An 11506-nucleotide genomic window follows, 5' to 3' on the forward strand; every position below is an offset into this window, starting at 1 on the left:
GACCGGGGAGCCACCATGGGCGTACGCAAGGACCTGAAGCGGGCGAAACAGCGCACCGACCTGGCGAGTCGCACCGCGGTCGAGGTCATCAGGGGCGAGGACGGTGTCGTACGGGAGGCACGGACACCGGCCCTCGCCCCGCGCCCGACGACCGGCAGCATCGCCGACCTCCCGTTCACCAACGCGGCCGAGACCCCCGACACCGTGGTGCTGCGCCGCCGGGAGACGACAGGCTGGCGTCCGGTCACCGCCCGGGAGTTCGCCGACGAAGTCACCGCCGTGGCCAAGGGGTTGATCGCCGAAGGTCTCGAACCGGGCGGCCGGGTCGCGGTGATGTCCCGCACCCGCTACGAGTGGACGGTCCTGGACTTCGCGATCTGGGCGGCCGGCGGCCAGACGGTCCCCGTCTACGCCACCTCCTCGGCCGAGCAGGTGGAGTGGATCGTCCGGGACTCCGGCGTGCGCCACTTCTTCGTGGAGACCGACGACAACCTGGCCACCGTGACCGCCGCCGACTACCCCCCGCCCGACTTCGTGCGGTACTTCCAGATCGACAGCCACGACCTGGCCGCCCTCAGGACCAAGGGGCTCGACGTCCCCGACGAGGAGGTCACCAAGCGCCGCGCCGCCCTGACCCCCGACACCATCGCCACCGTCTGCTACACCTCCGGCACCACCGGCCGCCCCAAGGGCTGCGTCCTCACCCACGCCAACCTGCACGCCGAGGCCGCCAACACCGTCGAACTGCTCCACCCCATCTTCAAGGAGGTCACCGACCAGACCGCCTCCACCCTGCTGTTCCTCCCGCTCGCCCACATCATGGGCCGCACCCTCCAGATCGCCTGTCTGATGGCCCGCATCGAGATCGGCCACTGCCCGAGCATCAAGCCCGACGAACTCCGGCCCGCGCTCAAGGAGTTCCGCCCGACCTTCCTCGTCGGCGTCCCGTACCTCTTCGAGAAGATCCACGCCACCGGCCGCGCCACCGCCGAGAAGCTGGGCCGCGCCGCCTCCTTCGACCGCGCCCACCGCATCGGCGTCCGCTTCGGCGCGGCGTACCTGGACAAATTCCTGGGCCGGGGCAAAGGGCCGGGCCCCGGCCTCTACGCCGCCTGGGGCCTGTACGACCTGCTGGTCTACCGCCGTATCCGCAAGGAACTCGGCGGCCGCACGCGCTACGCCATCAGCGGCGGCTCACCCCTGGACCGTGAGCTCAACCTGTTCTTCTCCGCCGCCGGAATCATCATCTACGAGGGCTACGGCCTCACCGAGACCAGCGCCGCCGCCACCGTCGTCCCGCCCCTCGGCCCCCGCCCCGGCACGGTCGGACAACCGGTTCCCGGCACCGCGATCCGCATCGCCGACGACGGCGAGGTCCTCATCAAGGGCGGGATCGTCTTCGGCGCCTACTGGAACAACCCCGAGGCCACCGACGCCGTCCTGAAGGACGAGTGGTTCGCCACCGGTGACCTGGGCGCCCTCGACGAGGACGGCTATCTCACCATCACCGGCCGCAAGAAGGACCTCCTCGTCACCTCCGGTGGCAAGAACGTCTCCCCGGCCGTCCTGGAGGACCGCCTGCGCAGCCGGGCTCCCGTCGGCCAGTGCCTGGTCGTCGGCGACAACCGTCCCTTCGTCGCCGCCCTGATCACCCTCGACCCCGAGGCGATGACCCACTGGCTGTCGGTGCGGGGCCTGCCCGCCGACACCCCGCACTCCGAACTCGTCGAGGACGAGCGGCTGCGCGCCGACATCCAGAAGGCCGTCGATCACGCCAACGCGGCCGTCTCCCGCGCCGAGTCGATCCGCGCCTTCCGGCTTATCGAGGGGGAGTTCACCGAGGACAACGGCATGCTCACCCCGTCCCTGAAGGTCAAGCGGAACGTGGTGACGGCGGCCTACGCGGAGGAGATCGAGGCGCTGTACCGGCGCTGACACGCCGAAGGGGCCGCCGAGATGCTCGGCGGCCCCTTCGGCCTCGACCAGGAGGCCGGGATCAGTGGCCGGACTTCTAGTCGTTGGACTCCGCGGCGGTGGACAGGATCGACACGTCCTCCAGCAGGTGGGCCAGCGCCCCGTCCCGCTTGGCCTGGGTGGAGTTCTCGGCACACTGCTGGGTCTGCTGGTCCGACAGGATCGGGACATCCTGGACGTTGACCACCTGGAGCACACCGATGGGCAGGTCGCTGACAGCGAGGCAGGGCTTGTTGAAGGAACCCTGGATCAGCGCCATCTGCGGGCTCATGTTCCCGTAGGTGCTCGAGTTGCCGAAGCTCTGCCACGCGCCGTTGCCGTTCGCCACGGTCGGCCCCTGGTCGTTGCCGATCGCGAGTGCCTGCGGGGCCGCGGCGGCGGAGGCACCTACGGCGGACGCGGCCATCGCCGCGGTGGCAACAATCTTCTTGATCACTGGCCAGTCCTTTCTGAGGAAGCCCCGTGGACCGGAGCTTTCTGGCTAACTGCGCGCCCGCGACGAGGTTTCTCCCGTTCACTCCGACGGCGGATAGCGGCCGAGAGCCCCGCCGGAACCCGGTGCCCGAGGGGCCCCAAGTCGGCAATAGGGCCAATGGAGTGAACGCCCGCAACCATTCCTCACGTGCCGGGTTGATGTGGCCGTAGGGCACTGTGTCGCTACGAGGAAAGGAACGCGAAGTGCTTAAGAAGGCAATGGCCGCCGCGGCGGCCGCCGCTTCTGTCGTGGGAATGTCGGTGGCGGCAGCTCCGACGGCGCTTGCCATCGGCAACGACAACGGGCCGACCGTGGCGAACGGTAACGGCGCCACGTCGTCGTTCGGCAATTCGGCGACCAAGGGTGACATGAGCCCCCAGCTCTCGCTGGTCCAGGGCACGCTCAACAAGCCGTGCCTCGGCCTGAGCGACACCAACGTCGGCGTTCTGCAGGTCGTCAACGTCCAGGACGTGCCGATCCTGTCGGACCAGCTGACCCAGCAGTGCTCCGACAACTCCACCCAGTCCAAGCGGGACGGCGCGCTGTCGCACGTCCTCGAGGACCTGTCGGTTCTGTCGGCCGCCACCGAGGCAACGGAAGCGGCCCACGGAGAGAAGTAGGGCGAATCCGACTGACCGGGCGGTCCGCGGCATTGTCTGCGGGCCGTCCGGGTTTTTCGCGTGGGCCTTTTCCCGTGTGGGCGACGGTGAAATGAGTGACGGCACAGGGCGATCGAGTGAATTCTCCCGCGCCACGCGTTCGGTAGTTTCTCCGTCGGCTATCCCTCGTTCTACAGGCTGCAGGTCATGACGCGAGCCGCTCCGTCTGCGCTCGCTCGGTCACACGCCGACAAAGGGGCATGACCGCAGAGAAGGGAAATCTCATGAAGAAGACCGCCGCTGTCGCCGCGGGCGTGATCATGGCCTTCGGCGTGGCCGCCCCGGCCTTCGCGGACGCCGAAGCCCAGGGTGCCGCCATCGGTTCCCCGGGTGTCCTCTCGGGCAACGTCGTCCAGATCCCCATCCACGTGCCGGTCAACGTGTGCGGGAACACGGTCAACGTCATCGGTGCGCTGAACCCGGCGTTCGGCAACGTGTGCGTGAACGACTGACCTCGTAACACCTCAGCCGTACCGGCTGTCCTGGCCGGCCTTGGACCGCTCGATTCCGTCCGGGGCCGGCTTTTCCCACTTCTACAAGCAGGAAGACAACGAGATTGCGACAGACCCTGAGTAGGGGAATGGTCGCGGCCGCCGCCGTGACAAGCATTCTGTCCCTGTGCAGCAGCAGCCCCGTCCTCGCCGACACGCGCACGAGCGGGGCCGCCACGGATTCGGCCGGCGTCCTGTCCGGCGACAGTGTGGCGGCGCCCGTCGATGTCCCCGTCAACGCCTGCGGCGACTCCGTCGACGCGGCCGCCGCGCTCAACCCGGCGTTCGGTAACTCCTGTGCCGTCGAACCGAGTTCGGGCACACACGGTACCCGTGGCGTGCCGCACGGCGACGATTCGGGTTACGGCGACGACTCCGGGCAGGAGGGGGGCGGCGGTTACGGCGACAACCCGGGGCACGAGGAGGGCGGCGGTTACGGCGACAACCCCGGGCACGAGGAGGGCGGCGGCTACGGCGACCACACGCCTCCGCCGGACGACCACCACACGCCACCTCCTGGTGGCCATCACACACCTCCGCCGGGTGGGGATCACACCCCTCCGCCGGGTGACCACACTCCGCCTCCTGGTGGGGACCACACGCCTCCGCCGGGTGACCACACTCCGCCTCCTGGTGGCGATCACACTCCGCCTCCTGGTGGGGACCACACCCCTCCGCCGGGTGACCACACGCCGCCTCCCGGTGGCGATCACACGCCTCCGCCCGGGGGCGAGCACACCCCGCCTCCCGGTGGCCACCACATGCCCCCGCCCCAGCTGCCCCACACCGGTGCCGAGGCCATGCTGGCCGCATCGGGTGCCAGCGCCGCGATGATCGTGGGCGGGGTCGTCCTGTACCGCCGGGGCCGAGCCGCCTCCCGCCGATAGTGCGCCGGGTGCCGGACAGCGAACGTCCGGCACCCGCGGCCCGGTACACGCGGCAGACCCCGGGCCGGCCCGCGTCAGCCGCGCGCGTCCGCCGGTGCCCCGCTGTGCCCCCGCCTCCCCGGCGCCGGCACCACCGCTCCCACGTCCCCGGCCCGCAGCCTGCGTCGCACCCCCCGCACCAAGGTCTCCGCCGTGTAGGCCGCCCCCTGGACGAACCGCATCGCCGGGCCGAAGCCCGGGGCGGTGATCAGGCCGGCCAGGAAGAGGCCGGGGTGGGAGGACTCGAAGGCTGAGGTCACCCGAGGTGAACCGGCCCCGGTCCTGGTGAGGCCGGTGCGCAGCTCGGGATCGAGAAGGGTCAGACGGTCACAGCCGGCCGTGAAGCCCGTGGCCGCGATGACGTGTTCGGTTTCCAGAGACGCCAGGACTCCGGGCCCCTCGGCACCTGTCCGGTGGACCACCTCCAGCCGTACCCCGTCCCCGTCCCTCACCGATCGGGCCGCCGCGACCTCGTGGCCGGGCAGTACCTCCACCGCCCCCTCGACCCGCTCCCGCACCCACCACGCGCCCGCCGGGCCGAGTGCCGTCGCGGCGACGCGGGCCCGGGTCGATTCCGGGAGGCGATGGAAGAGGCCGGGGCGTTCGGAGTAGAACCAGTTGCGCCAGCCGCAGCCCAGGCCGCTGTGCGGGGCGCGGGCCGACTGCCACCAGGGGCGTTCCCACGGCGGTGGCACGTCGTTCCAGGACAGGTGGGCGGCACGCACCAACACCCGTACCCGTGTGTCCTGTTCGGCGAGGAGGGCCGCGGTCTCCAGGGCCGCCTGGCCGCCGCCGACGACCGTCACGTCCCGGCCGCGGAAGCGGGAGAGGTCGTGGTGGTGGCTGCTGTGCGAGACGAGGGACGGGGGCAGGTCGCGCAGGGCCGGCGGGATCTCGACGAAGGGGATCACGCCGACCGCCAGGGCGACCGTACGGGCGTACACGGACTGGCCGTCCTCCGTGACCGCCTCGAAGCCGCCGGGGCAGGGGGTCACCCGGGTCACGGTGCGTTCGTCGACCTCGGGCGCGGCGTTGCGCGCGAACCACAGGCCGTACTCGGCGAACGTCTCCACCGGGATCGGCTCCCCGTGCCGGGCCGCCACCCCCCGGTCCGCGCAGTACCGGTCCAGCTGCCAACGGCCGTGCGGGTCCGAGAGGTTGGAGGCCCAGGGCTCCGACTTGAGGAACATGCCGCGGGGCATGTGGTCGCGCCAGGACGCCATGGGCCGGCCGAAGACGCGCAGTCTCAGCCCGGCGGCCGCGGCGTGGGACGCGATGGACAGGCCGTAGGGCCCGGCGCCCACCACCAGCAGGTCGTACATCAGTAACTGCTCGCCTTCTCGTCAGAGACGTCTTCGGACAGATCGCGGGACATGGCGTGGGGCAACTCGATGGTCTGGGGGGTGGGTGCCGCGTGGTGCCCGGCGGGTGCGGGGGTGTGTGCCGAGGCCCCGGCGGCCGCCCCGCGTACGCGGTCCAGCAGCCGACCCGACACATGGCGCGCCCACAGGCCCCACAGCGCCTGCCCGGGGCCCTGGTCGTCCCGGGCGTTCCAGGCCAGTTCGCGGCCGGCGGGAGGGGCGGGCCGCAGCGCGGTCAGCGGCGCGTAGTTCTCGACCACGAACTCCCGCCCCGGCAGCGGCACGCCGTCCGGCAGCGGACGATGGGTCAGGTCGAGGTGCAGGGCGCGTACGACGTCCAGCCCGGCGGAGTCGGTGAAGAGCCGGAACTGCGCTCCGGGGCGTGGGTTGAAGTCGAGCAGGTGATAGCGCCCCGTCGCGCCGCAGCGGCGGAAGTCGAGGTCGAAGATGCCGCGGTAACCCAGCTTGGCCGCCAGCCGCTCGGCGAGCAGCTGTACCTGCGCGTTGGGTGCCCAGCGACCCACCGCCGTCAGCCCGGCGCCGCGCGGCCAGGCCCGTGTCTTGACGCCGGGGCCGCCGCCGCGCACGGTCCCGGAACGGTCGGCGTATCCGTGGAAGAACCAGTCCCGGTCCGGACCCGGAGGCAGGAACGCCTGCAGCAGCAGTCGGCTGCCGGCCTCCCCGGTGCGCAGGTACAGGTCCCGCGCCTCCTGCGCCGAGCGGACCACGCTCGTGCTGCGCAGTCCGGTCCCCGGGGGCACGAGCCAGGGCCTGCTCCACTTGGCGATCACCGGGAGCCCCAGTCCCCGGGCGGCGCTCTCGGCGTGCTCGGCGCTCTCCGGGATGACCGTCTCCGGATGAGGCACGCCCGCCGCCGCGCACACCTCGGCCAGTTCCGCCTTGTCGGCGACGCGTTCGGGCAGCGTGCCCGGCTGCTGGGGCAGCAGATAGGCGGGGGCCAGTTCCTCGCGCAGCCGGCCCACCGCGATCCCGCTCGCGTCGTCCATCGGGATCAGCACGGCCGGACGCGCGACGCCGGTCGCGATCCGGCGCAGTGCGGCGGCGATGTCACCGAGGGAGGCGCCGGGCGGCGGCGGGGGGTGGATCTGGCGTACGAAACGGGATTGCCGTACCGGACTTCCGGTGGAATCCGCGACGAGATGGACGTGGACCCCCGCCCTGCCGAGTGAGCGTACGGCCCCCAGTGTTCCGTGGTGAAAGGGATTGCGGTCGATCCGCAGCAGGACGGCGGGAACTCGGGTGTCGAGCAGCAACACGGGCATTTTCCTTCGGGTGGTTTCACTCGGGCGGGCGATCGGTGCACTCGAAAGCCGTAACCACGGTGGCGTTGGTCATATTGATGTGACTGAGTGTCAGTTATCGGAGAGAAAGGAGCAGGCATGTCCTCACAGCAGCGAGGGGCCCGTTCCCGACGACTGGCGGTCACCACGGCGGCGGTCGCCGCGTCGGTCGTCCTGGCATCGGGTCCCTGTTTCGCCGCGGGGACGGCGCGGGTCGCCGATCCGCCCGCTCCGACACCCACGGTCGCCCCGCCGATCCCCGCGTCGGCGGTCACCCCGCCGGCCCCGACGATCCCGCCGGTGCCACCGGCCCCGGCCACGCCGACCTCACCGGCGAAGAGCGGTCCGGCCTTCGGCGCCTACCTCGACTATGGCCCCCGAGGCGTGGCCCGCATCGCCGAGCTCAGCCACTGGCTGGGCGGTGCCGAGCTGCGCGTCGGGCACACCTATCTGCCCGGCGACCGCTGGACCAACATCGAGGGCCGGCACGGCTTCCTCGACGTGTGGGCGGACTGGCGTACCCGGCAGGCCGACCGGATGCTGGTCCTCAACGTGCCCATGATGGAGCGCAACGAGGAGAACGTCTCCGACTCCGAGGTACGGCAGCTGCTGCGCCGGGGCGTCGCCGGGGAGTTCGACCGCCACTTCCGCGCGCTCGCCGAGCGGCTGGTCGAGCTGAAGGTGCCGGACACGGTCGTCGTCCTCGGCTGGGAGATGAACGGCACCACGTACACCCACCGCTGCGGACCCGACCCGGAGGCGTGGAAGACGTACTGGAAGCGGATCGTCACCACGATGCGCGCGGTGCCGGGCCAGAAATTCCGCTTCGACTTCGCTCCGAGCCGCGGCCGGGACGCCGTTCCCTGGACGGAGTGTTATCCCGGGGACGACACGGTCGACATCATCGGAATGGATTCGTACGACCAGCCCAGCGGACTGTCGTTCGAGCAGCAGGTGACAGAGCCGTACGGCCTCCAGGCCCAGGTGGATTTCGCGAAGGCGCACGGAAAGGCCATCTCCTATCCGGAATGGGGGCTTTTCCGCAACGGTGACAATTCCGAGTACATGCGGGCCATGCTCGCGTGGATGGACGCGCACAAGCCGCTGTACAACACGCTGACGGACTACTGTCCGCACGGTGTCTGGCAGTGCGCCGACAACCCCAGGTCCTCCCAGGTCTACCGGTCCGTGCTCTCCGGCCGCACCGAGAATCCGACCCCGGAGCCGACCAAGCCCGGCGGGACCACCACACCGACCACTCCGCCCACACCGACGACTCCGGCCGTTCCCACCGCACCGGTCACGCCCGTGCCCCCGGCCAACTGCTCGCCGCTGCAACTGGGCGACTGGGTCGAGTACTGGCTCGGCGGGAAGCTGTGCCTGCGCCTCGACTGGTGGTCGCGCAGCCGGTGAACCCCAGGCGGCGGGTCGGTCACGGCCCGTCGCCACCGCGCTCCCTCCACCGTCGCACCAGTTCCTTGCCCAGCCGCCGGGCGGCCACGTCGCACAGCGTCGCCGACAGCAGCGGGGCGGTGCGTCGCCGGGCCAGCAACAGCCGCTGGTTGACGACCGGTTCGGGGCGCCAGTGATGCTTGTAGGGCTCGTTGCCGCGCAGCAGGCTCAGCGTGCCGCGTCCGCCGGCACGGGTGTGCTCGGCGCACGCGTCCAGCAGCATCACCGCCACGTCCGCCTTGCACTCCCGCAGCCGCGGGTGGGCGCCGTAGAGATAGCCGCCCGCCAGCCGTCGCGACAGCAGCGTCAGGTCCACCGCCACCACGTCCTCGCCCAGCCGGAACTCGGTGACGACGGCGTCCCCCGTGCGCACCATCGGCCCGACCGACCGCACCAGGTGGTCGCAGAACCGTGTCCGCAGATGCTCCGACGTCACCTTCCGTCCCTGCCACTGGAGCTGGTGCAGCTCCAGCAGCCGCCGCAGCGCCGTGTCGACCTCCTCCGGCCGCACCACCTGACGCTCGACGCCGAGCGCGGTCAGCTTGCGCAGCTTGGCCCGCACCCGCTGGGCCTTCGCCGAGGGCAGCCGGGCGACCAGTTCGTCCATGGGCACGGCGGGCAGCTCCAGGCACAGCGAGTCGCTGACCCGGCGGCGCGGTCCGTGCCAGCGGTCGTAGATCCGCTCGGCCGCGCCCCCGGGCCGTACCTCACGGAAGTCGATCAGTGCGGTGCGGGCCACCGAGGCGAGCCCCTCGGTCAGCGCGGTCACCGCCTCCTCGCCGCGCTCGTCGTCCAGCAGCACGTCCCCGTAGTCGGAGATCGCCCCGCCGAGCGGCACGAGGGTCGGCACCGGACGGCGTACCCGCATCAGCGGGGCGGCGGCGACGAGTTCGCGGCCGTCGCGGACCAGCAGGAGGCGCAGCCGGCCGCGGCTGCCGTAGGACAGCCACCACGAGTGCAGCCAGGCGTGGCTCTGGAACGGGGTCGCCGCCGCGCACCTCCCGTACAACTGGTGCCAGTCCGGGGCGAGTTCGGCGAACGCGCTGTCGTCGGTGACGAGTTCGACGCTGTACTTCACAGCTGTCCGTGGACATCGGCGGCGGTGGCCGGGCTCGGCACGGACGGTGGCCGTGCGGGTTCGTCCGTGGCCCGGCGGGGCCGGACCAGCAGCACAAGGCCGCCGAGCAGACCGCCCGCGCTCGCCCCCACCAGACCCGTCACCGCCGGGGACGCCGAGGACGGCCCGCCCGGACGGGTGGCGCGGGCGAACTGCCGGAGCTCGACGTGGGTGTCGGCCCGGGAGTCGGTCGCGTGCCGGGTCAGCGCGCGCGAGACGGCGTTGGCCATGTCGACGGCGAGGTCCGGGCTCGAGGAGGTCGCCGTGATCGCCACCATCGGGGCGTCCGGCGAGGTCGCCGTCTGCACGCTCGACTCCAGCGTCCGCACCGGCACACCCGCCCACACCTGCGCGTCCCCGAGCACCGCGAGCTGCGTGGCGACCCGGCCGTAGGCCTGCGCGAAACCCAGCGCGGTCGCGGAGTCGGACTTCTCGATCGGTACGGCGACGACATAGCTGGTGGCCGTGTACGTCGGCGTCCTGACCAGGCCGTACGTGCCGCCGAGCAGACCGCCGGCGAGGACACCGGCCGCGAGCAGGGACCAGGCCGGCAGCGCCCTCACACGGGCGGGGGACGGGCGGCGGGGGCCGGTGGGATTCTCGGTCATGAGGAACTGACTCCGTGAGGTGACGAGGGCGAGGAATGGGCGGCCGCGTAGACGTCCATGAGCCGCGCGGCGCTGCGGGCGATGCTGTAGTGGTGGGCGGCGTCGGGTGCGGTGCGCGCGAGGGGGCCCTCGGCGCGGGCCGCCACCAGCGCCCGGGCGAACGCGTCGGGACCCCCGGTCACGCGGCGCGCGGCCGGCGCGGAGTGCGGGGGCAGGTCCTCGACCGCCGGACAGGCGGCGTAGCGGACCGGCAGCCCTGCGGCCAGGGCCTCCACGACGGCCAGTCCGAACGACTCCTCGGGGCACGGCGAGGCGAGCAGATCCATCGCGGAGGTGAGCGAGGGGAGGTCGGGGCCGGGGGAACCGTCGGGTACGCAGGGGCGTTCGCCGGTGAACAGGACGCGGTCCGCCACCCCGGCCGCGTGCGCGGTGCGCCGCAGGACGTGCTCCTCGGGCCCGCCGCCGACCAGCAACAGCCAGAAGTTGTCCGGGAGTTGGGCGAGGGCGTGGATGAGTACGTCGAACCGCTTGGCCGCCGTGAGCCGGCCGATGCCGCCGACGACGTACGCGGTCTCCGGAAGCCCGAGTCGTTGGCGGGTGCGCAGCCGCTGTGCCGGGTCGAAGCGGAAGCGGTCCAGGTCGATGCCGTTCGGGACGACCGCGATCCGCGGGCCGGGCACCCCCCAGCGCCTGAGCCGCTCGGCGACCGTGGGGGAGACGGCGACGGTGGCCCGGCCGAGCCGCTCGCTGGCCAGATACAGCGCCCGGACACCCGAGGTGAGGCTGCGCCCCTCCATCTGCGAGTCGCCGAGCGAGTGTTCGGTGGCCACCACCGCCCGGACGCCCGCGAGGCGCGCGGCGAGCCGGCCGTAGACGCAGGCCCGGTAGAGGTGGGTGTGCACGAGGTCGTAGCGGCCCCGGCGGATGAGCCGGACCAGCCGGGGCAGCGCGGCCAGGTCGCGGTTGCCGGCCATGCCGAGGTGTGTGACCCGCACCCCGTCCGCGACGAGCCCGTCGGCGACCGCGCCCGGGTTGGTGAGCGTCACGACCTCGCAGTCGACGGGCAAGTGGCGCAGCAGGAGCCGCAGTTGCTGCTCGGCGCCGCCGACGCCGAGGCCGGTGATGATGTGCAGGGCCCTCAT

General features: G+C 72.1%; 11 protein-coding genes. 5 read left to right on the top strand and 6 right to left on the bottom strand.

Annotated features, from left to right (window positions below; all coding sequences use genetic code 11):
- The first annotated feature begins 15 nt into the window (after positions 1-15).
- Complete coding sequence (locus D1369_RS26355) at positions 16-1935, top strand: AMP-dependent synthetase/ligase (protein ID WP_007382154.1); 1920 nt, start codon at positions 16-18, stop codon at positions 1933-1935.
- Positions 1936-2011: 76 nt separating this feature from the next.
- Here the strand turns inward: D1369_RS26355 and D1369_RS26360 are convergent, their stop codons facing one another.
- Complete coding sequence (locus tag D1369_RS26360; protein ID WP_007382153.1) at positions 2012-2410, bottom strand: rodlin; 399 nt, start codon at positions 2408-2410, stop codon at positions 2012-2014.
- A gap of 242 nt (positions 2411-2652) precedes the next feature.
- On the opposite strand from D1369_RS26360, the gene D1369_RS26365 reads away from it, so the two are divergent.
- The 3 genes from D1369_RS26365 to D1369_RS26375 all read left to right on the top strand — a co-directional run bounded on the left by D1369_RS26365 (position 2653) and on the right by D1369_RS26375 (position 4486).
- A complete protein-coding gene (locus D1369_RS26365; RefSeq protein ID WP_037900102.1) occupies positions 2653-3069 on the top strand; it encodes a rodlin in 417 nt (138 codons plus the stop codon).
- A 263-nt stretch (positions 3070-3332) separates the two neighbouring features.
- Positions 3333-3560, top strand: coding sequence for a chaplin (locus D1369_RS26370; protein ID WP_037900099.1), 228 nt, complete (start codon positions 3333-3335; stop codon positions 3558-3560).
- A 146-nt stretch (positions 3561-3706) separates the two neighbouring features.
- The gene (locus D1369_RS26375; protein ID WP_240436098.1) at positions 3707-4486 is read left to right on the top strand and encodes a chaplin; all 780 of its coding nucleotides are present in this window, start codon (positions 3707-3709) and stop codon (positions 4484-4486) included.
- A gap of 74 nt (positions 4487-4560) precedes the next feature.
- On the opposite strand, the gene D1369_RS26380 is transcribed toward D1369_RS26375, so the two are convergent.
- Positions 4561-5847 (bottom strand): NAD(P)-binding domain-containing protein, encoded by a 1287-nt coding sequence (locus D1369_RS26380; protein WP_007382149.1) that lies wholly within the window; start codon positions 5845-5847, stop codon positions 4561-4563.
- Positions 5847-7163: a hypothetical protein gene (locus D1369_RS26385; protein WP_037900093.1), complete on the bottom strand. Its 1317-nt coding sequence runs from the start codon at positions 7161-7163 to the stop codon at positions 5847-5849. Before D1369_RS26385 ends, D1369_RS26380 begins: the two co-directional genes overlap by 1 nt.
- Before the next feature lie 123 nt (positions 7164-7286).
- On the opposite strand from D1369_RS26385, the gene D1369_RS26390 reads away from it, so the two are divergent.
- Positions 7287-8600: a glycosyl hydrolase gene (locus tag D1369_RS26390; protein ID WP_037900091.1), complete on the top strand. Its 1314-nt coding sequence runs from the start codon at positions 7287-7289 to the stop codon at positions 8598-8600.
- 19 nt (positions 8601-8619) lie between these two features.
- On the opposite strand, the gene D1369_RS26395 is transcribed toward D1369_RS26390, so the two are convergent.
- Genes D1369_RS26395 through D1369_RS26405 form a run of 3 tightly spaced genes read right to left on the bottom strand, consistent with a single transcriptional unit; the run spans position 8620 to position 11506 of the window.
- Complete coding sequence (locus D1369_RS26395; protein ID WP_007382146.1) at positions 8620-9717, bottom strand: GNAT family N-acetyltransferase; 1098 nt, start codon at positions 9715-9717, stop codon at positions 8620-8622.
- Positions 9714-10364, bottom strand: a complete 651-nt coding sequence (locus D1369_RS26400) for a lipopolysaccharide biosynthesis protein (RefSeq protein WP_118082635.1) — start codon at positions 10362-10364, stop codon at positions 9714-9716. Before D1369_RS26400 ends, D1369_RS26395 begins: the two co-directional genes overlap by 4 nt.
- A complete protein-coding gene (locus D1369_RS26405; protein ID WP_118082636.1) occupies positions 10361-11506 on the bottom strand; it encodes a glycosyltransferase in 1146 nt (381 codons plus the stop codon). The genes D1369_RS26400 and D1369_RS26405 overlap by 4 nt, the downstream gene beginning before the upstream one ends.

Origin of the sequence: Streptomyces sp. CC0208, assembly GCF_003443735.1 — a bacterium.
Lineage (GTDB): Bacteria > Actinomycetota > Actinomycetes > Streptomycetales > Streptomycetaceae > Streptomyces > Streptomyces sviceus.